Annotated in this window: 23 protein-coding genes; 11 read left to right on the plus strand and 12 right to left on the minus strand. The window is 62.7% G+C overall.

Annotated elements, in window-relative coordinates; all coding sequences use genetic code 11:
* Positions 1–55 precede the first annotated feature (55 nt).
* From MRBLMS1_RS10725 to MRBLMS1_RS10745, 5 genes are all read left to right on the plus strand, one after another.
* Positions 56–637, plus strand: a complete 582-nt coding sequence (locus MRBLMS1_RS10725; RefSeq protein WP_485879402.1) for a phasin family protein — start codon at positions 56–58, stop codon at positions 635–637.
* A 138-nt stretch (positions 638–775) separates the two neighbouring features.
* Entirely contained in the window at positions 776–1,447 is a 672-nt protein-coding gene (locus tag MRBLMS1_RS10730) for a TetR/AcrR family transcriptional regulator (protein WP_034758777.1), read from the plus strand.
* 41 nt (positions 1,448–1,488) lie between these two features.
* Positions 1,489–2,262: a tetratricopeptide repeat protein gene (locus MRBLMS1_RS10735; protein ID WP_034758773.1), complete on the plus strand. Its 774-nt coding sequence runs from the start codon at positions 1,489–1,491 to the stop codon at positions 2,260–2,262.
* 11 nt (positions 2,263–2,273) lie between these two features.
* Positions 2,274–2,819: an LOG family protein gene (locus MRBLMS1_RS10740; RefSeq protein WP_046682536.1), complete on the plus strand. Its 546-nt coding sequence runs from the start codon at positions 2,274–2,276 to the stop codon at positions 2,817–2,819.
* Positions 2,820–3,168: 349 nt separating this feature from the next.
* Positions 3,169–3,765 carry a PEP-CTERM sorting domain-containing protein gene (locus tag MRBLMS1_RS10745; RefSeq protein WP_485879403.1) on the plus strand — a complete coding sequence of 199 codons (597 nt, stop codon included), beginning with the start codon at positions 3,169–3,171 and terminating at the stop codon, positions 3,763–3,765.
* Positions 3,766–3,861: 96 nt separating this feature from the next.
* Here the strand turns inward: MRBLMS1_RS10745 and MRBLMS1_RS10750 are convergent, their stop codons facing one another.
* The 3 genes from MRBLMS1_RS10750 to MRBLMS1_RS10760 form a co-directional block, all read right to left on the minus strand.
* Positions 3,862–4,374, minus strand: a complete 513-nt coding sequence (locus tag MRBLMS1_RS10750) for a YgjP-like metallopeptidase domain-containing protein (protein WP_034758768.1) — start codon at positions 4,372–4,374, stop codon at positions 3,862–3,864.
* Between the two features lie 178 nt (positions 4,375–4,552).
* Positions 4,553–4,933 (minus strand): KGG domain-containing protein, encoded by a 381-nt coding sequence (locus MRBLMS1_RS10755; protein WP_128139969.1) that lies wholly within the window; start codon positions 4,931–4,933, stop codon positions 4,553–4,555.
* Between the two features lie 47 nt (positions 4,934–4,980).
* A complete protein-coding gene (locus MRBLMS1_RS10760; RefSeq protein ID WP_139090957.1) occupies positions 4,981–5,493 on the minus strand; it encodes a phasin family protein in 513 nt (170 codons plus the stop codon).
* A 344-nt stretch (positions 5,494–5,837) separates the two neighbouring features.
* Between MRBLMS1_RS10760 and purU the strand changes: the two genes are divergently transcribed.
* The gene (gene purU, locus MRBLMS1_RS10765; protein WP_034758753.1) at positions 5,838–6,719 is read left to right on the plus strand and encodes a formyltetrahydrofolate deformylase; all 882 of its coding nucleotides are present in this window, start codon (positions 5,838–5,840) and stop codon (positions 6,717–6,719) included.
* 39 nt (positions 6,720–6,758) lie between these two features.
* Positions 6,759–7,301: a YaeQ family protein gene (locus MRBLMS1_RS10770; RefSeq protein ID WP_070291303.1), complete on the plus strand. Its 543-nt coding sequence runs from the start codon at positions 6,759–6,761 to the stop codon at positions 7,299–7,301.
* Between the two features lie 60 nt (positions 7,302–7,361).
* Here MRBLMS1_RS10770 and MRBLMS1_RS10775 read toward each other — a convergent pair whose 3' ends face one another.
* A complete protein-coding gene (locus tag MRBLMS1_RS10775) occupies positions 7,362–8,147 on the minus strand; it encodes a head GIN domain-containing protein (protein ID WP_485879404.1) in 786 nt (261 codons plus the stop codon).
* Between the two features lie 185 nt (positions 8,148–8,332).
* On the opposite strand from MRBLMS1_RS10775, the gene MRBLMS1_RS10780 reads away from it, so the two are divergent.
* The gene (locus tag MRBLMS1_RS10780) at positions 8,333–8,968 is read left to right on the plus strand and encodes a class I SAM-dependent rRNA methyltransferase (protein WP_034758744.1); all 636 of its coding nucleotides are present in this window, start codon (positions 8,333–8,335) and stop codon (positions 8,966–8,968) included.
* A gap of 52 nt (positions 8,969–9,020) precedes the next feature.
* On the opposite strand, the gene MRBLMS1_RS10785 is transcribed toward MRBLMS1_RS10780, so the two are convergent.
* Both MRBLMS1_RS10785 and MRBLMS1_RS10790 read right to left on the minus strand, forming a co-directional pair.
* Positions 9,021–10,295 carry a c-type cytochrome gene (locus MRBLMS1_RS10785; protein WP_485879405.1) on the minus strand — a complete coding sequence of 425 codons (1,275 nt, stop codon included), beginning with the start codon at positions 10,293–10,295 and terminating at the stop codon, positions 9,021–9,023.
* The gene (locus MRBLMS1_RS10790) at positions 10,292–11,014 is read right to left on the minus strand and encodes a c-type cytochrome (RefSeq protein WP_181877870.1); all 723 of its coding nucleotides are present in this window, start codon (positions 11,012–11,014) and stop codon (positions 10,292–10,294) included. Before MRBLMS1_RS10790 ends, MRBLMS1_RS10785 begins: the two co-directional genes overlap by 4 nt.
* A gap of 156 nt (positions 11,015–11,170) precedes the next feature.
* Here MRBLMS1_RS10790 and MRBLMS1_RS10795 point away from each other — a divergent pair, with 156 nt between their 5' ends.
* The gene (locus MRBLMS1_RS10795) at positions 11,171–12,592 is read left to right on the plus strand and encodes an aminotransferase-like domain-containing protein (RefSeq protein WP_485879406.1); all 1,422 of its coding nucleotides are present in this window, start codon (positions 11,171–11,173) and stop codon (positions 12,590–12,592) included.
* A gap of 90 nt (positions 12,593–12,682) precedes the next feature.
* A complete protein-coding gene (locus tag MRBLMS1_RS10800) occupies positions 12,683–13,030 on the plus strand; it encodes a DUF4870 domain-containing protein (RefSeq protein ID WP_139090962.1) in 348 nt (115 codons plus the stop codon).
* Positions 13,031–13,051: 21 nt separating this feature from the next.
* On the opposite strand, the gene MRBLMS1_RS10805 is transcribed toward MRBLMS1_RS10800, so the two are convergent.
* From MRBLMS1_RS10805 to MRBLMS1_RS10815, 3 genes are read right to left on the minus strand one after another with little or no spacing between them, the layout of a single operon-like run.
* The gene (locus MRBLMS1_RS10805; protein ID WP_485879407.1) at positions 13,052–13,477 is read right to left on the minus strand and encodes an SMI1/KNR4 family protein; all 426 of its coding nucleotides are present in this window, start codon (positions 13,475–13,477) and stop codon (positions 13,052–13,054) included.
* Between the two features lie 20 nt (positions 13,478–13,497).
* Entirely contained in the window at positions 13,498–14,145 is a 648-nt protein-coding gene (locus MRBLMS1_RS10810) for a 3'-5' exonuclease (protein WP_485879408.1), read from the minus strand.
* A gap of 9 nt (positions 14,146–14,154) precedes the next feature.
* Complete coding sequence (locus MRBLMS1_RS10815) at positions 14,155–14,664, minus strand: ProQ/FINO family protein (protein ID WP_485879409.1); 510 nt, start codon at positions 14,662–14,664, stop codon at positions 14,155–14,157.
* Between the two features lie 580 nt (positions 14,665–15,244).
* Here MRBLMS1_RS10815 and rpoD point away from each other — a divergent pair.
* Entirely contained in the window at positions 15,245–17,803 is a 2,559-nt protein-coding gene (gene rpoD, locus MRBLMS1_RS10820; protein WP_485879410.1) for an RNA polymerase sigma factor RpoD, read from the plus strand.
* 65 nt (positions 17,804–17,868) lie between these two features.
* Here rpoD and MRBLMS1_RS10825 read toward each other — a convergent pair whose 3' ends face one another.
* The 3 genes from MRBLMS1_RS10825 to ppc form a co-directional block, all read right to left on the minus strand.
* Positions 17,869–19,008, minus strand: coding sequence for an HAF repeat-containing protein (locus MRBLMS1_RS10825; RefSeq protein WP_485879411.1), 1,140 nt, complete (start codon positions 19,006–19,008; stop codon positions 17,869–17,871).
* A 55-nt stretch (positions 19,009–19,063) separates the two neighbouring features.
* A complete protein-coding gene (locus MRBLMS1_RS10830; protein ID WP_485879412.1) occupies positions 19,064–20,860 on the minus strand; it encodes a PAS domain-containing sensor histidine kinase in 1,797 nt (598 codons plus the stop codon).
* 181 nt (positions 20,861–21,041) lie between these two features.
* The gene (ppc, locus tag MRBLMS1_RS10835) at positions 21,042–23,891 is read right to left on the minus strand and encodes a phosphoenolpyruvate carboxylase (RefSeq protein WP_485879413.1); all 2,850 of its coding nucleotides are present in this window, start codon (positions 23,889–23,891) and stop codon (positions 21,042–21,044) included.
* Between the last annotated feature and the right edge of the window lie 141 nt (positions 23,892–24,032).

The following is a 24,032-nucleotide window of genomic DNA, read 5'->3' on the forward strand; positions in this document are numbered from 1 at the left end:
TAGAATAAAACGCATCCATGAAGTGGCATGGCCTTTCACATGACGGGAGCTGGCGATGGCGAAGAAATTGAAGGCGCTGACGGAAGACACGGAATTGGCGAGCGCCGTGCGCTCGTCGGCGCAGCAGATCTGGCAAGCGGGCCTCGGCGCTTTTGCCAAGGCGCAGGAAGAGGGCGGACGCGTGTTTTCCAGGCTGGTGAAGGAAGGCACGGAATTCCAGAAACGGGCCGAAGACAAGGTGGCCGACGTCAGCGGCAGCGTCGGCAAACTGGCCGATGGCGTTGGCAAGCAGGCCAGCGGCTCCTGGGACAAGCTTGAGCAAGTGTTCGAAGAGCGCGTGGCGCGCGCGCTGGCCACCATCGGCGTGCCCACGCAGCAGGACATCGCCGCGCTGCATGCGCAGATCGATGCCTTGAGCCGGCAAGTGGCGGCGCTGTCGGCCAAGCCCATGCCGGCGCCCAAGCCGAAGGTGGCGGCCAAGCCTGCCGTGAAGGCGGCGCCGAAAGCCGCATCGAAAGCCGTACCAAAAACTGCACTGAAAGCGCCTGCCTCCAAGGCGCCGGTCAAGCCCGCGAGCAAAGCGGTGAGCAAACCCGCCGCGAGGCCGGCGGCGAAGAAAAAAGCGCCGGCCGCCTGAGCTGGCGCCGCATTCCTCCAGCCTGCTCGCGCAGGCTTTTTTTTGCCTGCGGTTTTCGCCGGCGCCAGCGGGCGCAGTGTTTCATTACGACTATCTTAGGTGGTATGCTTGAGGCAGAACACAGAGAGATTGCCCGCCATGCTACAAAAAGCACCACGCCGTACCCGCGAACGCATCCTGGAGTTGTCGCTGCGCCTGTTCAATGAGTTTGGTGAGCCGAATATCACGACGACCGTGATTGCGGAAGAGATGAACATTTCGCCGGGAAACCTGTATTACCACTTCCGTAACAAGGACGACATCGTCAACTCGATCTTCGTCCAGTTCGAGGCGGAAATCGAACGCATCCTGACCGTGCCCGACGGGCGCCGTTCGAATATCGAGGACGTCTGGCTGTACCTGCACCTGATGTTCGAACTGATCTGGCGCTACCGCTTTTTCTATCGCGACCTCAACGATTTGCTGTCGCGCAACCGCAAGCTGGAACTGCACTTCAAACTGATCCTGGCGCACAAGATCAAGGTGGCCACCCAGCTGTGCGAAGACTTGCGCAGCGAACAGTCGCTCGAAGCGTCGGACATGGAAGTTGCTGCCATGGCGACGAATATGGTGGTCGTCGCCACCTACTGGCTGTCGTACGAGTACGTGCGTAACCCGCGCAAGTACAGCGAGCAGCAATCGATGTCCGATGCGCTGGCGCGCGGCTGCTACCAGGTGCTATCGCTGATCGGGCCGTATCTGCGCAATGAAACGCATTTGCTGTTTCGCAAACTGTCGGAAGAGTATGTGACCAAACTCAAGAACGACTGACGCTGCTGCTGGCGCCACGTCGTCAATTACAGGAGAGAGAGATGGCTTGGAAACAATTCCCCTATCCGGACGAAGCATATGTCTACACGCCGCAAACCCTGGAAGCGGCCTGGCCGCGCCTGCATGCGGGCGATGTGGAACCGTTTCCCACGCACCCTGCGCTGCTGCAAGCCTGGCTGGCTTTCCACGCGGGCGACTTCGAGCGCGCCGTGAAGCTGGGCCTGGCCGTCGGCGTGCCCGGCTATGCGGTGGCGCACAAGGCCACCTGCATCTATGCCACGCACCTGGAAGGAAACGATAGCCAGAAACTCGACATGTACGAGGAAGTGGCCGAGCGCTGCGAGCGCCAGCAGAGCGAGCAGCCGGACAATCCGGCCGGCTACTACTGGCATGCCTACAGCCTGGGCCGCTACGCACTGGGCACGTCCGTCGTCAAGGCACTGGCGCAAGGCATGGGTGCGCGCGTGCGCAACAGCCTGGACCGCACGATGACGGTAGCGCCCATGCATGCGGAAGCGCATATCGCGTTTGGGATTTATCATACGGAAATTATCGACAAGGTCGGCGCCATGATAGGCAGCCTGACCTACGGCGCCAACAAGGAAGATGGCTACCAGCACTTCAAGACGGCGCTGGCCCTGACGCCGTATTCGGCGCTGGCGCACAGCGAATATGCGCGCGCGTTGAACATGCTCGACGGAAAGAAAAAGCTGGCGGAAGCGCTGGCCCTGTATGAAAAGGCGGCCGAGTGCGTGGCGCTGGACGCCAAGGAACGCCTCGAAGTCGAGGCGGCCATCGATGAATTGAAAGGGTAGGGATTACTGTGATCAAGGCTTTATGTGTGTACTGTGGCGCCAACGCGGGCGTCTCGCCGGACTATGCCGTGGCGGCGCGCGAACTGGCGCGCGTGCTGGTGGCGGAAAATATTTCGCTCGTGTATGGCGGCGGCAAGGTGGGCCTGATGGGCGTGATCGCCGATGAAGTGCTGCGCCTGGGCGGCGAGGTAACGGGCGTGATTCCCACCCAGCTGGTCGAGCGCGAAGTGGGCCACATGGGCTTGACGCGCCAGTTCATCGTGAAGGACATGCATGAGCGCAAGGCGATGATGGCCAGCCTGTCCGACGCCTTCATCGCCATGCCCGGCGGCTATGGCACCCTGGAAGAACTGTTCGAGATGCTGACGTGGGCCCAGCTGGGCTTGCACGCCAAGCCGATCGGCCTGCTCAATGTTGACCGTTTCTATGATGGCTTGATCGCTTTCGTGCAAAACGGCAAGGAACAGGGTTTCATCCGCCCGCAGCACGCGGCCTTCCTCAATGCCGACGCCGACCCTGCTGCGCTGGTGCAGCGCCTGAAGGAGTGCGCGCCGTAAGACCATGTTTGCCTGGCCGTGCGGGCGCCGCGGATCAACTATTTTTCCTGTCGCCGGAAAGAGCCATGCGGTGCGCACTGCATGGCTTTTTTATTTCTGCACGGGAAAATTGATCGGGCTGAATGACTTAATTAATAAAAATATGGCTATAAAATTGCTCTGGAGGCATGTTTTTTTGAAAATGAAGATGATTTTTAATCATGGCTGTGGTCTACTGTCAGGGTTCAAAAGTTAGGAATATCGGACACCGACGAGCGTTGTACAGACTCCCAAAAAAAGGTGCCGAACCGTTTCAAGTTGCCACAACCACGCTACTTCTTCATCTCGAAAGGATGCTATTTTGAAACCTATGACCCTCTTGCGAGCGACCGCTGTCGCCGCCGTTCTCGCTGCCGCCAGCGGTGCCCATGCACAAACCACCACCATCGGCTTCGATTCGCTGGAACAACCGGGCTACTTCGGTTCCGTGTTCAATTCCTACTCCGAAGGCGGCTACAACTTCGACAGCAGCTTCCTCGGCCTGCTGAGCTCGGCGCATCAGGATAGCTTCGCCTATGCCGGCTCGGCCGGTCTCGGCGCGACCCCACTGTCGACGACCACCCTGAGCCGTGCCGATGGCGCCGCTTTCTCGCTGAGCTCGATCAGCCTGGCCGACTTCGTAAGCTTGCCCGGTTCCTTTGACGTGACGTTCGTCGGCCACCAGGTGGGCGGCGGCACGGTGAGCCAGACCTTCACCCTCGGTGGCGGCCACACCTTTGCCGATTACACGTTTACAGGTTTCAGCAATCTGCTGTCCGCAACGTGGAAGGAAGGCGCTCTGCACACCTTCCAGGTCGACAATATCGCCGCCACTGTCAGCGCCGTGCCGGAACCGGCCACCTACGGCATGCTGCTGGGCGGTCTGGGCCTGCTGGGCTTCATGCTTCGCCGCAAGAACGCCGCCTGAGCTTGAACATGGTGCCGGTCATGCCGGCGCATCAGTAAAAATGCCGCCCAGTTGTATGCCGGGCGGCATTTTTACGTGGATGTCATGACCAGGACTTCATGACCACAGGCGCTGGCCTGACAGGTCGAGCTGTGTCAGGTACAGGCGCACGTCGAATTCGTACTGGTGGTACTGCGGTTCCATATACGTGCACAGCTTGTAGAACGCCTTGTCGTGCTGCTTTTCCTTGACGTGCGCCAGTTCGTGCACGGCGATCATGCGCAGGAATTCCAGCGGCACTTCCTTGAACATGGTGGCCACGCGGATTTCATGCTTGGCCTTGAGCTTGCCGCCCTGCACGCGCGAGATCGAGGTATGCAAGCCCAGCGCATGCTGGATCACATGGATCTTGCTGTCGAACGCCACTTTGTTGATGGGCTCGGCATTGCGCAGGAATTCATTCTTCAAATCCTGCACGTACTGGTATAAAGCCTTGTCGTTGCGCACATCGTGCGCGTTCGGATAGCGTTTCAACAGGACGTCGCCCAGCTTGTCTTGTGCGATCAGTTGCTGCACTTGCGCTTGCGTTTGCTCGGAATAGGCGCTCAGGTATTTCAGGGATGGCTGCATGCGGGGAAGGGCGGGGCGTGGCGCGGAGGTGTCGGTAAGGCGAGAATGTACCATACCGCCGTGCCACGCGCTGCGCCAGCCCTTGCACGGGGCCGCCAAAGCCGCCCCGTGCCTTCCTGCGTCAAGCCGCGCGCTGCCGGGCCAAGCCGCTCAGCCCGGCCATTCGCGCCAGTCCCGGTCAGCCCTTGTCGTCTTCGTCCTTGCCACCTTGCCGGCCAGTGCTGCCGCCGCGCGCCGCCGTGCTGCGGCTTTCATTGGCGCGCTGGGCCGATTGCCGGCTTTCGCCGCCTTTGCGGCCGATTTCCGCCATGTGTTCGCGGTTGCGGCTGACGGCTTCGCCGCCTTTCTGCCCGGCCCGGCGTGCTTCTTCCGAATCGAATTCATGCGCCGTGCCCTTTTGATGGGCTGCCTGGCCGCCCTTGCTGGCAATTTCGCGTTGCTGCTCCTCATTCATGGCGGCGAAACCGCGTTTGCTCGTGCCTTTGGCGCTGCCCGATTCGCTGGTTTTCTGGCTGCTGCCAGCGCCTTTGCCCTGTTCATTACCTTGATTGCTAGCCATGTCGCTCTCCTTGCTGTCGAGTGGGGTCAAGTGGTCAATGCAGACGCTCAATGCGCCTGCTCGGATTGCCTGCTGGTATCGCGGCTGCTGCCCGAACCGTTGCGGTGGCCCGTGGCATGCATCTTTTCAATCATTTCACGCTGGCGCTGCGTGGCTTTTTCCGTTTCTTCCGCCGTTTTTCGCACCAATTCGTCAGCGAAGGCCACGGCCGTGCGGCCCGCTTCGGGCAGGTGATTTTCTGCCGTGCGGTTCATCTCGACATTGGCGTTGGCGACGAGATTGCCGAGTTGCTGCTGGTACTGGCGCAGCTTGTTGCCGCTTGGCTGCAACTGGCCGGCGGCCATCGACATGAACTCGCCCGTGTCGCGCGCACACAGCAGTTGCTGGCTGGCGCTGCTCCATTCTTGCAGCAGGTCTTGCGCCAGCCGCAGATGCAGCTCGCTCAATTGCTGCACCGTATCGAACATCTTGCGCGATAGTTCCGTGGCGAAATTGCACTGGGCCTCGAGATGGGACTTCAGGGCGGGGCTGAGACTGGGGGAAATACTGTTTGGGAACATGTTCTACCTCAATGAAAAACTGATCCGGGAAACACCCGGTGCACCGGGTGCGACGTATGGTGAAACAAGCAAAGAGATAGACGCCCAATGGCGTGCCAGGTTCCACGCCTGATGCCGGTTTGACGCGAGAATGGGGCCCGTCAGGTGAGAAAAAGAGATGACTTTGTGTCAGATCAAATGAACGTCAATTGGCTTGCCGCCGCCAGCAGCCATGCCGCTTGTGTGGAAAATGCATGTTTACAGGCCCGGCCGTGCGACAATAGCCGGCTCGCGGCAGCGCAGCCGATGGCCGGCGCGCGTGGCTGAGCCGAGCATCGCCTTACTTTTTACCTGATTCCGCGACCATGACGCATCCCGAATACATCCTGACCCTGTCCTGCCTGGACCAGCGCGGCATCGTGCACCGCGTCTCCGGCTTCCTGGCCGAACACGGCTGCAACATCCTCGATTCCGCCCAATTCGGCGACCAGGAATCCCAGCTGTTCTTCATGCGCGTGCATTTCGCGCTGGAAGACGGCGCCGTCAGCGACGCCCAGTTGCGCAGCGACTTCGCCGACTTGTCGCAAGCCATGCAGCTGAACGGCGCCTTCCATGGCCAATTGCACGATGCGCGCGTCAAGCCGCGCGTCATGCTGATGGTGTCGAAGATCGGCCACTGCCTGAACGATTTGCTGTTCCGCTACAAGAGCGGCTTGCTGAACGTGGAAATTCCCGCCATCGTGTCGAACCACATGGAGTTCTACCAGCTGGCGGCCAGCTACAACATCCCGTTCCACCACCTGCCGCTGGCCACCGGCGCGCCGGAAGCGGCCAAGCTGGCCCAGGAAGCGAAGATCATCGACCTGATGGACACGCACAAGATCGACCTGGTGGTGCTGGCGCGCTACATGCAAATCCTGTCGCCAGGCCTGTGCCAGGCGCTCGATGGCCGCGCCATCAATATCCATCACTCCTTCCTGCCCAGCTTCAAGGGCGCCAAGCCGTATGCGCAGGCGCATCACCGCGGCGTCAAGCTGATCGGCGCGACGGCCCATTTCGTCACGGGCGACCTCGACGAAGGCCCGATCATCGAGCAGGACGTCGAGCGCGTCGACCATGCGATGGATGCGGAAACCCTGACGGCCATCGGCCGCGACGTCGAGTGCGTGGTGCTGGCGCGCGCCGTGAAATGGTTCGTCGAGCACCGCATCCTGAAAAATGGCGACAAGACGGTGGTTTTCCGCTGATACCGACTTCACTATTCACTTTACCGAGACAGAAACACGATGGCCCTCAAAGCAACAATTTTCAAAGCCGATCTGCAGATCGCCGACATGGACCGCAATTACTACCAGGATCACGCGCTGACCCTGGCGCGCCACCCGTCCGAAACGGACGAGCGCATGATGGTGCGCCTGCTGGCGTTCGCCATCCATGCCGACGAGGCGCTGACGTTCACCAAGGGCCTGTTCGACACGGAAGAGCCCGACCTGTGGCAGAAAGACTTGACGGGCGCCATCCAGCTGTGGATCGAAGTGGGCCAGCCAGACGAAAAGCGCATCCTCAAGGCGTGCGGCCGTTCGGAACAGGTCATCGTCTACAGCTATGGCGCAACCAGCCACATCTGGTGGAAGCAGATTGCCAACAAGCTGGAGCGGGCGAAGAACCTGACCGTGATCAACCTGCCATCCGAGGCGGCGCAGGACATGAGCAAGCTGGCGCAGCGCACGATGCAGCTGCAATGCACGATCCAGGATGGCCAGATCTGGCTGACGGACAGCGTCAACACGGTCCTGATCGACCGCGAACCGGTCAAGCCGGCCCGCTGATTTGACTGTTGGAAATGCAAAAAGCCCGGAGCGTTCCGGGCTTTTTTTCCTTGTGAATGATTAGTTCGGTGCCGCGCCGAGGCGGCGGATGCTGCTCGAACGCTGCATGCTGCGGCTGATGCGCGGGTCGCCGTAGTAGCTCACTTCGCCAGAACCGCCGATGCTGATGGCCAAGTCTTGCTTGGCCCACACGGTGGCTTCGCCCGAGCCGCCGATGCTCACCTGCACCTCGCGCGCGGCCAGGCGGCCCGCCTCGATATTGCCGGAGCCGCCGATCGATGCCGTCAGCTGCTCCGTCTTGCCGCTGGCCTTGAAGCTGCCGCTGCCGCCGATGGCGATGGACACCTGGCGGCTGTCAAGGTCGCGCGCGTGGATGGAACCGGAACCGCCCACGTCGAAGCGCAGGTTCTCGGCGCGCAAGCCCGTTGCCGTGATGTTGCCCGAGCCGCCCACGCTGACGCGCTCCACCTGGCGCGCCTGGATGACGATGGTCAGGCTGCTCTGGCGGAAGTTGGCGTTGCGCTTGGCGGGGCGGATGCGCAGGGTGCCGTTTTCCACGGCCGTGTCGATCAGCGGCAGGATATTGTCGTCCGCTTCGATGGTGACGCTGTCCGTGTTGCCGATGCGCAGTTCGACCGTGCCCGGCACGTTCAGCGCCACGGCATGGAAGCTGCCCACGTCGCGCGTCTGCTTTTGCAGCTTGCCGCTGCCCTGGATGCTGTTGCCGGAAATCCAGTCGAGCGGCGACGCCAGCGCCGGCGCGGCCGGAATGGCCAGCGCGCAGGCGGCCAGCAGCAGGGCGGTCGCGACGCTGGCATGGCGACGGTGGAAAAGTATCGGTGTCATTCTTGCTCCCTGTTGGAATTGGTATGAGAGCATGGTATGCCAGCCGGCCGCGTCTGCGTACCGTCCTGCGACAGACTGCGCCAGCAGCGGCATGGAATGCAGGAGGCTGCGACAGGATGGCATGAGGTATCATGTCGGTGGGACATACGACGAGCGGCACGTGCCGCTCACACTACTGGAATTACATGCTGATCATCACCATCAAACAGGGCAAGGAAAAGAGCTTGCTGGGCCAATCGTGGATTTACGCATCCGCGATTGAAAAAGTCGAAGGCAAGCCGCAGGAAAAAATGAAGCCCGGCTCGACGGCCATCGTGCAAAGCTCCTCGAAGCAGTTCATCGCCCGCGCCGCCTATAATTCGAAGTCGCAGATCCGCGCGCGCATCTGGAGCTTCAAGGAAGACGAACCGGTCGACCACGCGCTGATCAAGCGCAGGGTCAAGGCCGCCATCGAGAAAAAACTGCCAGCCATCAAGAAAGCGGGCGAAAACCAGCTGCTGACCCTGATCAAGGGCGAGGACGAGGGCTTGCCGGGCCTGGTGGTGCAGCTGTTCGGCGGCGTGCAAGGCTATCTGATCTGCGAATTCAACGCCGGCGGCGTCGACGCGTGGAAAGTGGCCATCGTGCAATCGCTGATGGCGTCCACCGGTTGCGCGAACGTGTACGAGCGCTGCGACGACCTGATGCGCAAGGGCGAAGGCTTGCCTTTGATCGACGGCGCCCTGGCCGGCGAAGAGCCGCCCGATGAAGTCATGCTGACGGACAATGGCGTGCGCTATGCGCTGGATTTGAAGACGGGGCACAAGAGCAAGTTCCGCTGAGGATGGCTGTGGTTCATGAAAAAGCCGGCGCGAGCCGGCTTTTTCATGTCTCCTATTCCAGCGGCACGCTGCGGTATTTATTGACTTCCAGCGCAGAAACCGCCGGCGCATCATTGCCCCACGACGCCCGCAGATAGGTGACCACGGCTGCCACTTCCGCATCATCCATGACGGGGCCGAACGGCGGCATGCCGTAGGGACGCGGGTTGCCGCGGGTGCCGGGCGCGAAGCCACCGTTGAGCACGAGGCGGATGGCGTTCACGGCCGACTGCGTCGTCAGCGCGCGGTTGCCGGCCAGCGGCGGGTAGCCGGGCGGCACGCCCTTGCCGTCGGCCTGGTGGCAGCTCGCGCATTGCGCCTCATACAGTTTCGCGCCCAGCGCCAGTTGCTGCCTGGCTTGCTCCGACGTGTCGCGTGGCGCCCGTTGTGCGGGCTGCGCGGGGCCGGGCAGGCTTTTCAGATAGACGGCCATCGCCTGCACATCGGCTGTGCTCATGTGCTGCAAGCTTTGCCGCACGACTTCGGCCATGGGGCCGAAGACGGTGGCGCGCGGCGACACGCCCGTTTGCAGCAATTCCACGATATGCGCCGTATCCCAGTCGCCGAGGCCCGCTTCCGCATCCGACGTCAGCGACGGCGCGTACCAGCCCAGCACGGGGATCAGGCCGCCCGACAGGCCATCGTCGCTGCCGCCCAGGGTGGTGCGGCTGCTATGGCAGGCGCTGCAGTGGCCCAGGCCTTGCACCAGGTAGGCGCCGCGGTTCCATTCCATGCTTTTGTTTGTGAGCGGCTGGTACACGCCCGGCTTGAAATACAGGGCGCGCCAGGCGGCCAGCGCGATCTGCTGGTTGTAGGGGAAGCGCAGCGCGTGCGGCGCGTTCGCCTGCTTGTGCGGCGGCACGCTCTGGAAATACGCATACAGGGCGTCGCTGTCTTCGCGCCGCACCTTGGTGTAGCTGGTGTAGGGGAAGGCCGGATACAGCAGCCGGCCATCTTTCGACTTGCCGTTGTGGATGGCGCGCCAGAAATCGTCGGCCGTCCAGCTGCCGATGCCCGTTTCCTTGTCCGCCGTGATGTTGGGCGAGAGCACCTTGCCGAACGGCGTCTGCAAGGCCCGTCCGCCCGCGTAGGGCACGCCGCCGCGCGTCGTGTGGCAAGCCATGCAGTCGCCCGCCTTGGCCAGGTAGGCGCCGCGCGCGACCAGCTGTTCCTGGCTCAGGGGGCTGGCCACGGCGGGTGGTCCCAGGTCGTCCGCTGGATACAGCAGGAATGTGGCGCTGCCGCCGGCAATCAGCAGCAAGCCCGCCGCGATCATCCATTTTTTCATGGCGCCACCTGCGCGCTGGAACCTGGCACGCCGCCGCAATGCAGCGGCAAGGGCACGGTGATGCTGCTGGCGGGACGTGCGTCGGCGCTGGCCACCTGCGTACCCAGCCAGGCCGAGACGGCGCCGACATCCGCGTCCGACAGGCGCTGCGCCACTTGCGCCATGCAGTCGGGAGAGTGGGCGCGGCGGACGCCGTTCTTCCACGCGCCCAGCTGGGCATTGATATAGTCACGCGGCAAGCCCAGCAAGCCGGGGATGGCGGGCGCCACGCCGGCCAGCTGCTGGCCGTGACAGGCGATACAGGCGGGAATCTTTTTGCCGGCGTCACCGCGCAGCACCAGTTGCTGTCCCCGCGCCAGGGCCGTCGCGCCGGCGCTGCTGGGCTGGGCCGGCGGCGGGGCAGGGTGCTGTGCCGCAAAATACTCGGCAATTTCGCGCAGGTAATCGTCAGGCAAGTGTTCAACCATATAGTTCATCAGCGGATACTGGCGCCGTCCCTCGCGAAAGTTCAGCAGCTGGTTGTACAGGTAGCCGGCAGGCTTGCCGGCGATGCGGGGAAAGAAGGCGTCGTGCTTTTCCTCTTGCGCATGGCAGGAGGTGCACGCCTTGATGCGCTGCTCCAGGCTGTCGTGGCTGGCGGAGATGGCAGCGGGCGCGGCCAGTGCCATGCCGGGCAGCGCGAGGGTCAGCACCAGCACGAGGGGGGAATGCAGTAGCATGGAGAGTTGCATGGGAAAATAGCCTGTCTCGTCGGTCGGTATTGTGTGCCGGTGTTGCTGCCCGGTTAATTTTTATGAGCCTAGCATATACCGGGCGCTGTCACTGTGACAGGATCAGTTGTGCAATAAAACTACGGATCAGTTTGAGGAGCAGGGTTGAAACGATATGAGGAGTTGGCGGAAGAAGTCGCCGCCATGATCAGCGCGCAGCTGTTGCTGCCTGGCGATAAGTTACCGTCCGTGCGCCAGCAGCATGCGCGCAGGGGCGTCAGTCCGTCGACGGTGTTCCAGGCCTATTATTTGCTCGAAGCGCGCGGCATGATCGTCTCGCGCCCCCGCTCCGGCTATTACGTGGCGCCGCAGCGCGCCGCGCTGGCGCCCGAGCCGGACAGTTCCCATCCGCTGGCCGCCAGCACCACCGTCGACGTCAGCGACCTCGTGTTCGAAGTACTGGGCGCCGTCGGTGCGCGCGATATCGTGCCCTTCGGCTCGGCGTTTCCCAGCCCGCATCTGTTTCCCATGGAACGGCTGGCGCGGGCCGTGTCGGCCAGCATGCGCCGCCTCGACCCGTGGAGCACCGTCACGGATTTATCCTTGGGCAATGCGGAACTGCGCCGCCAGATCGCGCTGCGCTACCAGCTCGACGGCGTGCCCGTGTCCAGCGACGACATCGTCATCACGAATGGCGCGCTGGAAGCGCTGAACCTGTGCCTGCAAGCCGTCACGCGGCCCGGCGACACGGTGCTGATCGAGTCGCCCAGCTTCTATGCCTGTTTGCAGGCGCTGCAGCGGCTGGAACTGAAGGCCGTGGAAATTGCCACCAGCCCCCGCGATGGTGTAGACCTGGCCGCGCTGGAAGAGCTGTTGCAGCGCCACCAGCCCAAGGCGTGCTGGCTGATGACGAGTTTCCAGAATCCCCTGGGCAGCCTGATGCAGCCGGAAAAGAAGCGCGCGCTGGTTGAGCTGCTGGCGCGCCATGGCGTGCCGCTGATCGAGGATGACGTGTATGGCGAGCTGTACTTTGGCAAGCAGCGCCCGGGCCTGACGAAAAGCCACGACAGCGCGGGCTTGGTGATGCATTGCAGTTCGTTTTCCAAGACCCTGGCGCCCGGCTTTCGCCTGGGCTGGGCCGTGGCGGGCCGCTATGCGCGCCAGGTCGAGCGCCTGAAACTGACGACCAGCCTGTCGGCGCCCATTCCCCTGCAGATGGCGCTGGCCGATTACCTGGCGCAGGGCGGTTACGACCGCCATTTGCGCCAGCTGCGCCTGACCCTGGCGGCGCAGCAAAACACCATGCTGCAAGCCATCGCCGTGCATTTTCCGCCCGGCACGCGGGTGACGCGGCCGCAGGGCGGCTATTTTGTCTGGGTGGAAATGCCTGTGGGTATCGATGCGCTGGCCTTGCACCGCAGCGCGCTGGTGGCCGGCATCAGCATCGCGCCCGGCCCCATCTTTTCCGCCACGCGCGCGTTTCGCCATTGCATCCGCCTCAATTACGGCCACCCGTGGAGTCCGCAACTGGAAGAGGCGATTGCCACCCTGGGGCGGCTGGCGCAGGCGGCAACAAGCGGTACATGAAAAAAAGTCCCTTGCGGTAGCACATGTTTCATTCCAAAAAGAAATATTGCTGTTATATTGAAGTATCTATAACTAATGATGGGAATGATAATGGATAACACGCAGCCGGAAGTGGGTCGTACGCAAGATACGACGATCGCCATTCTGTCCCATGTTGGCGGCCTGTTCACCAGCTGGGTGGCGCCGCTGATCATTTACTTGATCAAGAAAGATGATGCGGATAAATTCTCGGCCGAGAACGCCCGCGAAGCGCTCAATTTCCAGATCACCCTGATTATCTGGTATTTCGCCTGCTTCATCCTGTCGTTCGTGCTGATCGGCCTGTTCCTGTTCTGGATCGTGGCGCTCGCCAATCTGGTGTGCTCGATCGTCGCGGCCGTCAAGGCCAGTAATGGCATCACTTACCGCTATCCGCTGACCTTGCGCCTGGTCAAATAAGGCTGCGCCGGCCGCCGGGTTTCAGTCCGGCCGGCCGGGCAGTATGAGGAATGACGCAAAGTCGGGTGCCACCGTGCTGGTGGCGCCTGTTTCATGCGACCACAGCACGACCACCGGTTCGCCCGATGGCCCCGTTTGCGCATAGTCAAAACAATAGTAATCGCCCGTGCCGAACTGGGCGAAGGGCAGCAGGGCGCTGGCCTCGTTGCCGCCACCCACATTCCCCAGCCATTCCTGCCAGCCCGTGTTGTAGTGGCGCTCGATTGATTCCCACGTCTTGCGCGCATTGGCCGCGTCGTAGACGGGAAATATGCTCAAGGCGCCCAGCGCGCGGCCATTGTTGACCAACAACCATTGCACGTAGGACGCGGGCAGCGAACGCCCCAGCGCCTGTTCGGCGGCGGCGATCGCCTCAAGCGTGGTGCCGATGGACTTGTTCTTGTTCATGCTGCGGAAAGGCGCCAGCTTCAGGCAGGAGCGGGCGGCGGGGCCGGTGGCGTGCTGGCGCGCGGGGCTTTTTGCGGCGTGACTTTACCGCCTTCGGCGATCCAGCGGCGGTACACGCGCAGCGCCACTTGTGCATCGTCGGCTGCGTACAGGATCTGCTTTTCCGTCAGGCGCGACGTGGCCCAGTTGGTGGTGGAGATCTTTTTCGATTTTTGCAGGTGCAGGCCGAAGAACTTGGCCACGGCCGTCTTCGCGCCCAGGTCGTTGCGCTGGCCGCCGCGCAGGGCGACGGACAGGTCGAGCACCTGGGCTGGGGCGATACCAAGCTTGTTGCGCAGGCGCTTGACGTCGTCGGACAGGCCAAAACCCACCTTCAGGGTGGTGGTCGATTCGAGGATGGCTTTGAGTTCGGCCAGGGCCGGCGCCGGCGTGCTGCCCACCTGGAACAGGTAGGCGATGTCGTCGGTGGCCAGCTGGATCAAATGCGGTCCCGTGGAAGACTCGCCCTTGACGAACGTCGGCTTCGATTCCGTATCGAAGCCGATGGCGTCCGCTGCCAGCAGGGCGGCCATGGCCGCTTTTGCATCATCGATGGTGCGTACCAGCTTGACGTGCTCGAGGGCGATGCCTTGATACGGGGGGAGTGGCGGTGCGGCAGCTGTGTCCATGAAACCGGATCAGCCTTTGCGCGAGAATTTCGCGGTCAGCAGATTCAGTTTTTCCAGGCGCAAGCGGTTCGCTTCTTCGGCGGCGGCCGCATCGCGCTCGGCTTTCTTGCGCTCGGCTTCTTTCTTGAAGCGCTGCTGCAATACTTGCGTGGCGTGGTCGCGGTGGGTTTGCGTCACTTCCGCGCCGGCGGTGCCGTCGAGGTCGTAGCGTACCTTGGCTTTTTCCATCACGCGCAGGTAGCGCAATGAACCCGTGTGGATGCCCAGCGCCGTGCGCATCAGCTTGCGGTCCAGGTCCGGCAGGCGTGCCAGGATCTGCTTGTCGATACCGATCGACAAGGGCAGGCAATCGCGGAATGGCGGGAATTGCTCCTGGAACTGCTTCAGCAGGGCGCGCGCGGTCAGGCCGGCAGGCGCCGGCGTGGTCGCTGCGGCCGGTGCCGCCGCTGGGGCTGCATCGACTGGCGTGTCAGGAGTGGTGGCTTGCTGGTCTGGCGTGGAGCTGGTCATCGACATCATTGGTTGGGCTATAAAAGGGGAGCATAGCACGCGCCACAGGCAAGTGCATTGTCTTTTTTGGCAACTTGACCTGCGATAAACGGCTTCGCGCTACAGCGTGCGCAGCGCGAAATGCGGGAAATGTGTATAATGTCGGCTTGCGCTGATGACTGGGCCCTGTTTTTGACGGTCTGGCTCAGGTGTGCAGGGGATAGGAGCAGTGCGGTACAGGCCATCACTATTAGTATTTTTGATATCGGATATTCCGCTTATCAATTATCCAGATAACTGGCCTTCGTGCATAATCTTGCTCTCCGCTGTGTCTTCACTGAACAACAATAGATTCAAGCCCGTTCTGGTACGGGCTTTTTTTCATTCCGCAATGTACATCGCTTATTTATCTGACCCGGCTCCGGCCTCGCCGTACGGTCCGCCGCTCCGCATGACGGATGCGCGGGCTTTGAACGTCCCGATAGACAGGCGCCGCTGCCGTTAACACGGCAGCCGCAACAATACGCTCCATCGAGTCCGGTTTCGCAGGCTTAGGTGGAATCATTCACTTCGCGCCGACACCATCTGGTCTCGCATTAAGAGATATCTCATGAAGAATACGCCAAAAACTTTAACGTTGTCCGCCAAGGCGCCACGCCCAGCCGCGGCACCACTTGCCGTACCCAAAACGACTTTATCTTACTTCATCGATAATGCGCAAGCGAATCCGGAAGCGACCGTCACGACGGCGCCGACCGTCGTCACCGTGGTGAAGAAAAGTCGCTCGCGCCTGGCCGCCGTGCCACCGGCCGATACGGCTGCGGAAGCGGACGTCAGCGCACCAGCCGCCGAGGCTGTTGCCGACGTGACCGAGGCCGCTGAAGCTGCCCCGGCGAAGACGCCAAGCGTGAAGATCGCCCCCGGTGCCAAGGCCCCGGCCGCGCCGCGCAAGGTCAGCGAAAGCGCCGCCACGAACAAAGTGGTGACGGCAGCCCGTTCGAAAGTCGTGCGCGCCAAGCCGGAAGCGGCGCCCGTGACCATCATCACCGGCGCGCAAGTGGTCAGCAAGACCACTGACGCCGATGCCCTGGCCGCCATCGATACCTCGAATTACTTCCTGCCAACGGTCAAGGTGCCAGGCCGCCGTGGCCGCAAACCAAGCGAATTCACGCCGGAAAACGATGAAGTGGCAGCACTGAACGCCGTCGAACGCGCCGAACTGAAGGCCGTGTCGAAAGCGCGCGACCGCAAGGCCAAGGGCGGCCTGGCCGATGCATTGGGCGATCCGGAAGCATCGGCAGCGGACCTGGAACGCCGCCGCAAGCAGATCACGGGCTTGATCAACATGGGCAAGGAACGCGGTTTCCTCACCTATGCCGAGATCAATGACCAATTGCCGGAAAACATCATCGATCCGGAAGCGATCGAAGGCATCATCGCCACTTTCAACGACATGGGTATCGCCGTCTACGAGCGCGCTCCTGATGCGGAAAGCCTGTTGTTGACTGACAACGTCGCCACCGTCACCAGCGACGATGAAGTGGAAGCGGCTGCCGCGACCGCCCTGTCGACCGTCGACTCCGACTTCGGCCGCACCACCGACCCCGTGCGCATGTACATGCGTGAGATGGGCGCCGTGGCGCTGCTGACGCGCGAAGGCGAGATCGAGATCGCCAAGCGCATCGAAGGCGGCCTGAAAGACATGATCCAGGCCATTTCCGCCTGCCCGACCACGATCGGCGAAATCGTTGCGCTGTCGCAAAAAATCGCGCGCGACGAAATCAAGGTCGATGAAGTGGTCGACGGCTTCGTCGATCTGAACGAAAGCAATGCCCCGGCGCCCGCCGCTGCCGCCGCGCCTGCCGCCGCCAGCGGTGACGACGAGGAAGAGGAAGAGGAAGCCGAGGAAGAAGACGGCGACGCCAATGGCGGCGCGGCCGGTTTCTCGAGCGAGCAATTGGCGCAGCTGAAAAAGAATGCGTTGGAGAAATTCAACGTCATTTCGACGCAGTACGACAAGATGCGCAAGGCGCCCGAGGGTTACAACTCGAAAGCCTACATCAAGGCGCAGGAAGCCATTTCGCAGGAATTGCTGGGCATCCGCTTCACGGCCAAGGTCGTGGAAAAGCTGTGCGACACCCTGCGCGGCCAGATGGAAGAAGTGCGCCACATCGAGCGCGCCGTGCTGGAACTGTGCGTGAACAAATGCGGCATGCCGCGCGCCCACTTCATCAAGGTGTTCCCGGGCAATGAATGCGACCTGGAATGGGTCGACCGCGAAGTCGATTGCAAGTATCCGTACAGCGCCATCCTCAGCCGCAACGTGCCTGCCGTCAAGGAACTGCAAAAGAAGATGATCGACCTGCAAGCGCGCGTGGCCTTGCCGCTGGCTGACTTGCGCAAGATCAACAAGCAGATGGCTGCCGGCGAAAAGCGTGCCCGTCACGCGAAACGCGAAATGACGGTCGCCAACTTGCGTCTGGTCATTTCGATCGCCAAGAAATACATCAACCGCGGCTTGCAATTCCTCGATCTGATCCAGGAAGGCAACATCGGTCTGCTGAAGGCCGTCGACAAGTTCGAATACCGCCGCGGCTACAAGTTCTCGACCTACGCCACCTGGTGGATACGCCAGGCGATCACGCGTTCGATCGCCGACATGGCCCGCACCATCCGCGTGCCGGTGCACATGATCGAAACGATCAACAAGATGAACCGCATCTCGCGCCAGATCATGCAGGAAACGGGCAGCGAGCCGGACCTGGCGACCCTGGCCGTCAAGATGGAAATGCCGGAAAACAAGGTGCGCGAAATCATGAAGATCGCGAAAGAGCCGATTTCCATGGAAACGCCGATGGGCGAAGATGGCGATTCGCAATTGGGCGACTTCATCGAAGACAACACGACCCTGGCGCCGCTGGACGCCGCGCTGCACGCATCGATGCGCAACGTGATCAAGGAAGTGCTGGACTCCCTGACGCCGCGCGAAGCGAAAGTGCTGCGCATGCGTTACGGCGTGGAAATGTCGAATGACCACACCTTGGAAGAAGTGGGCAAGCAGTTCGACGTGACGCGCGAGCGCATCCGCCAGATCGAAGCGAAAGCCATGAGCAAGCTGCGCCAGCCTTCGCGTTCGGACAAGCTGAAAACCTTCCTGACGCAAAACTAAGCGTAGGGCAAGCAACAAAAAAAGAGGCGCAAGCCTCTTTTTTTTCGTCCATCCCCAGCGTTGGCTTACATGAAATACGTACGCTGGCCTTGCAGGCCGGCGCGGTGATGGCGCTGCAGCTTGTACAGCGCCACGCCGCTGGCGCCGACGATGACGGTCATGAAGAACCAGTCCAGCGGGTTGCGGCGCGGCGGCGCCGGCGACGCTTGCGACGGCACGGCGAAGGCCTGGAACTTATGCCCCGTGTAGACGGCGCCCACCACCAGCCCGGCGTCCGTGATCTTGTTGGTCAGGTACAGGCCGTCGTCGCGGCGGCGCACCGTCATCACGCCTTCCTTGTAGACAAAGGTCATCGGTTCAAAGCCGTTGATGTTGACGCTGCCGACCACGTGTCCGGCCGCATTGACTGCCGTGGCGTAGCTGTCGCCCTGGCCGATCATGGCGCCCAGGTCGAGCATGCGCTTGCCGTCCCAGGCAAAAGCGTGCCAGCGCCGTTTCTCCGTTTCCGAGGCGCCCACGATCAGGCCTGCGTCATTGATGGCGGTGGCCGAGCTGATGCGTCCGCCGGGCAAGGTGCCGATTTCCTGCATGCCCGCGCCGGGGCGGTAGACGAAGGCGCGGCGGTAGCCGTCGTCGCGCTGGGCCGTACCCACCACCACGCCATGGCTGTTCAGGCCGCTGGCATAGCTGCTGGCGCCGCCCAGGGTGCCCAGGTCTTGCAGGCTGTGGTCGGCTTTCGTCACAAAGGCGTGGAAATCGCCGCCGCTCGTATCGGCGTAGCCGGCCACCTGGCCGCCGCGCGCGATGGCCGTGGCATAGCTGCTGGTGCCGCCCAGGGTGCCCAGGTCGCGCATGCCGCCCGCCGCGTCGTAGCGGAAGGCGTGCCAGGCGCCGCTGGCCGTCTGCGCCGAACCGACCACCACGCCATGGATATTGATGGCCTTGGTAAAACCTTCATCGCCGCCCAGGGTGCCCAGCTCGCGGATGCGGCCATGCTGATATGTCACGGCGCGGCGTCGTCCTTCTTCTTCCATGATGATGCCGGCCACGAGGCCCGCCGGGTTCAGGTCGGACGCGATGCTGCCGTTGCCATCCCTTTCACCAAAGCCCCGTTCGGCATAGATGGTGGCGCTGGCGATGGGGGCGGCGGCCAGCAGGCACAGGCCAAGCAGTGGGGAGCGGAAGCGGGAGAACCGTGGCAGCATGATAGTTTCCTCAAAGAAAAAACTTGCTATACTTTTTAATGTTGAAAATGCATACTTAATTTTCTACTGTTTTTGCCAATTCTTGTGTTGCGTCATGGTTGACTGGCGCGCCTTTCCTGGCCCGCGACAGGTGGATGGCCAGCACCGTGCCCTGGCCGGCCTGGCTGTCGATACGCAGTTCGCCGCCCAGCGCGTGGACACGTTCGCGTATGCTTTTCAGTCCGAAGGCGGCCCGCTTGCCATGGTCGCCCGGCTGCATGCCGATGCCGTTGTCGCTGATGCGCAGCACGATGGCGTCCGCGTCCTGCGCCAGCGCCACTTCCACTTCGCTGGCCTGGGCATGGCGCACGATGTTCGACAGCGATTCCTGCAGCACGCGGAAGATGGCCGACGTCTGGCGGTGGTCCAGGCCCAGGTCGGGCGCTTCACTGTCGAGCGTGAGCCGGTAGCGGATGGCGCCGCGGCCCTCCATCTGGCGGATCAGCCATTCGGCCGCCGGGCCCAGTCCCAGTTCGAGGGTACTGGGATGCAAGTCATTGATGATGGTGCGCACGGAGCGGATGGTCGTATCGATGGTGTCGAGCACGCGCTGCGCGTGGCGGTGCAGGCGCGAGTGGCCCTTGGCCGTGCGCGCGTGCAGCAGCGATACATCGATACGCAGCACCATCAGGTTCTGGCCCAGATCGTCATGAATGTCGAGCGCGATGCGGCGGCGCTCTTCTTCCTTGATGGTTTGCTGGTGGTCGGTCAGTTCGCGCAGCTGGGCCAGGGTGCGTTCCAGGTTTTCCTCGTTGCGCTTGCTGTCGGTGATGTCGATGGCCATGGCGATGATCATCTGCGGCCGGCCGTTGGCGTCAAACACGGGTTTCTTGTGCGTCTGCACCAGGCGGTTTTCCTGCAGCTGCGCGTTCCATACCAATTCTTCGCGGATCACCACCTTGCGGCTGGCAAACGCTTCCCGGTCCGCCGCGTGGAAGCCCACGTTCTGATCGCTGGGGAAGTGCTGCAGGTCGCGTCCTTCGGCGATGTCCTGCTGGCGCACGCCCCATTGCTGTTCGCAGGCCTGGTTCATCAGCAAAATGCGCGAATCGGCATCCTTGAGGAACAGCGACAGGGGCATCATGGAAATGATGTCCTGCAGCCGCTCTTCGCTGCGCGCCAGGGCCGCTTCCGTTTGCGCGCGCATGGCGATTTCCGCGGACAGCTGGAGATTCACGTCGAGCAACTGGGCCGTGCGCAGGGCCACGCGGCTTTCCAGTTCCGCATGGGCGACGCTCAACGCGAGTTCGGCCCGCTTTTGTTCCGTGATGTCGTTGGCCAGCACGAGCGCGCCCGTCAAGGTGCCCAGCTGGTCGTACAGGCAGCGGCCGCTGATCATGGCCCAGCGTTCCGAGCCGTCGCTGTGCCAGTACTGCAGTTCGCCCATGCAGCTGTGTTCCTGCGTGCGCCTCAGCGGGCACAGGCGCAGCAAGGTCGCTTCATCGTGGAATTCGCTCATCTTGTGGCCCAGCAGCTTTTCCGCCGGGATGCCCAGCATGTCGCACAGGCGCTGGTTGAGATGCAATATCGTGCCTTCCGCATCCGTTTGCCACATCCCGTCCTGCGCCGTCTCGCTCAGGTCGCGGTAGCGCATGACGCTGGCGTCGAGCTGCAGTCGCGTGCTGGCCAGGTGGTTGCGCAGCACGCGCAGCAGCCACAGTGCGATGCCGCCAGCGGTCGCCAGCAGCAGCGACAGCCAGACATGTTCCCAGAAGTTGAGTTCCTGCCAGGCCGCGCCCGCCAGCCAGCCCAGCACGACCAGGATGAGGGCGGCGCATGCCGCACCCAGCGTTTCAATCGACCATTTGCTCATCCGCGTTCCTGGCGTCGTGGTTGGCCGCTGCGGTGCGCCTGGCGCCGGAGTGGGGGGGGAGGATATTCCACGCTAGTGTAATACCAAATGTTGCTTTCTTGAGAATATTTTTCCATTGAGCAAGCAAAAGGGCCGGCCCTTGCGGTGCCGGCCCCTGTCTGCCGATGGCAATGTGGTGCGATCAGCCCGTGTTGCGCAAGCCTGCCGCCACGCCATTGATCGACAGCTGGATGCCGCGGTGCACGCGTTCATCGACTTTACCGGCGCTGGACAGGGCGCGGTTGCGCTTGATCAATTCCACCTGCAAATGGTTCAGCGGGTCGAGATAGGCGAAGCGGTTCTGGATCGAGCGGGCCAGCAGGGGATTGCCCGCCAGGCGCTCGGTATTGCCGGTGATCAGCTCCAGGCAGCGCAAGGTGTTGCCATGCTCGTCCGTGATGCGCTTGTAGATGCGTTCGCGCAAGTCCTGGTCCGCCACCAGTTCCGCATAGCGCGAGGCGATCGCCAGGTCCGTCTTGGCCAGCACCATGTCCATGTTCGACAGCAGGGTGGCAAAGAATGGCCATTCGGCGTACATGGCGCGCAGGGTGGCGATTCTGTCATCTTTCGCGGCCCCTTCGGCTTGATTGATCCAGGCTTCGATGGCGCTGCCGAAGCCGAACCAGCCCGGCAGCAGCAAGCGGCACTGGCCCCAGGAAAAGCCCCAGGGAATGGCGCGCAAGTCTTCGATACGCTGGTTGGCCTTGCGCGAGGCGGGGCGCGAGCCGAGGTTCAGTTCGGCAATTTCCGCAATCGGTGTGGCCGAGAAGAAATACTCCGTAAAGCCCGGCGTTTCATACACGAGGTGGCGGTAGGCGTGGTAGGCGAGGTCCGACAGTTCCGCCATCACGGCTTCGAACTGCACCAGCTGGCTGTTGCGGGCCGGATTGGCTTCGTGCGGCGCCAGGCTCGCTTCCAGGGTGGCGGCGACCAGCAATTCCAGGTTGCGCCGGCCGATTTCCGCGTTGGAAAACTTCGAGGCGATGATCTCGCCCTGTTCCGTCAGGCGGATCTGGCCGTTGACGGTGCCCGGCGGCTGGGCCAGGATGGCTTCGTAGCTGGGTCCGCCGCCACGTCCTACGGTACCGCCGCGGCCGTGGAACAGGCGCAGTTTGACGCCGGCCTTTTGAAAGTCGGACACGAGCGCCAGTTCCGCCTTGTACAGTTCCCAGTTCGACGTGAGGAAGCCGCCATCCTTGTTCGAGTCGGAATAGCCGAGCATGACTTCCTGCAACTGTCCCTGTTTGGCGATCAATTGTTTTACCAAGGGCAAGGCCATGACCTGGCTCATGATGCCGGCCGCGCGCTGCAGATCGGGTATCGTTTCGAACAGGGGGATGACCATCAGCTCGCACGTGCTGTCGCCGTCGCCTCCGGCCTTCCAGTCGGTGCGCAGCAAGCCTGTTTCTTTTTGCAGCAGCAATACTTCCAGCAAGTCGGACACGGTTTCCGTGTGCGAGATGATGTAGTTGCGGATGGCCCGCGCGCCGTAGCGCTGGCGGATGTCGCGCGCCGCGCGCAGGATCGCCAGCTCGGAATCCGTCTCCGTGGCGTAGGCAATGTAGGGCGAGTACAGCAAACGCGGCTGGGCCAGTTCGTTCAGCAGCAGCGCTTGCTTGTCTTCCTCGGACAGGGACGTGTAATCGGCGGCCACGCCGCTTTTCGCGAACAGGTCGGCCAGCACGCGCTCGTGTACGTCCGAGGTCTGGCGCATGTCGAGCGACGCCAGGTGGAAGCCGAAGATGTCGGCCGCGCGTGCCAGGGTCGCCAGGCGCGGGCGCACGAGGGCAGCGCCGTGGTGCGATTCGAGCGAGGCGACGATGGTGCGCAGGTCGGCCACAAAGGCGGCCGCGTCAGGGTAGGCGGCCGCCGCGCCCACTTCCTTGCGCAGGATGTTGGTGGCGCCCAGCGCGCGGGCCGTGGCGGCCAAGCGCGCATAGATGCCGATCAGGGCGCGGCGGTAGGGCTCGTCGCTGCGGTGCGGCGAAGCGTCCGGCGACTGGTCGGCCAGCGCCTGCAGTTCGGCGCTCACGCCCACCATCAGGGTCGAGACGGACAATTCCGCGCCCAGCGCGTGCACTTCGTCGAGGTAGAAATCGAGGATGGTGGTGGCGTGGCGCGCCAGTGCGTGCTGCATGGTGCCCGCGTTGACGTTCGGGTTGCCGTCACGGTCGCCGCCGATCCAGCTGCCCATCTGCACGTAGGCGGCATTGATCGGTTCTACCGTACCGTCGCCGTTCGGGTACTCGGCGGCGATGTCGTCCTCGATATCGTCATACAGGCCCGGCAGTTCGCGCAGGAAGGTGATGCGGTAGTAGGACAGGGCGTTTTCGATCTCGTCGGCCACCGTCAGCTTCGAGTAGCGCAGCATGCGCGTCTGCCACAGGGTGGCCACGCGCGAGCGCAACAGCTGCATGTTGGCTTGCCGTTCTTTTGGCGTCTGCGGCAGGTCGCGCTCGGCCAGCAGGCGGGCGATGTCGTGCTCGGCGTCGAGGATGCTCTTGCGCTGCACTTCCGTCGGGTGGGCCGTCAGCACGGGCGCGATCAGGGCGTCCTGGAAGAAGGTGTCGACGGTCTTGCGCGGCACGCCGGCCATGCGCAGTTTTTTCAGCGCGAAGCTGACGCTGCCCTTTTGCGCTGGCGAGCCGGCCAGCAGGTGGGCGCGGCGGCGGCGGATGTGGTGCTGGTCCTCGGCAATGTTGGCCAGGTGCGAAAAGTAGGAAAAGGCGCGCACGACGGAAATCGTCTGTTCGCGGCTCAGTTCCTTGAGCATGGCGTCCAGTTCCAGGGCCGCGTCCGCGTCCGCTTCGCGGCGGAAGCGCACGGAAGTCTGGCGTATGGTTTCCACCACATTGAAGACGGCGTCGCCTTCCTGCTCGCGCAGCACGTCGCCCAGCAGGCGGCCCAGCAGGCGGATGTCTTCTTTCAGCGGCGCGTCCTTGTCGGAGCCGGCCGCTGGAACTATTTCTGGTGCTACTGCGTCATTGAGCATAATAAAGAACCAAAGTAAGTGTAAAAGCAAGGGAATGTGGATCGCACCGGGCGTTTGGCCGCAGAGGGGAGGGGGCGCATGATAAAATTTGTGGTCTTCAACATGGACGCTAGCCTGACTTGGCCTTCTAGGCCAAGGGAT

Origin of the sequence: Massilia sp. LMS1-1-1.1, assembly GCF_040815535.1 — a bacterium.
GTDB classification, from domain to species: Bacteria; Pseudomonadota; Gammaproteobacteria; order Burkholderiales; family Burkholderiaceae_D; genus Janthinobacterium; species Janthinobacterium aestuarii.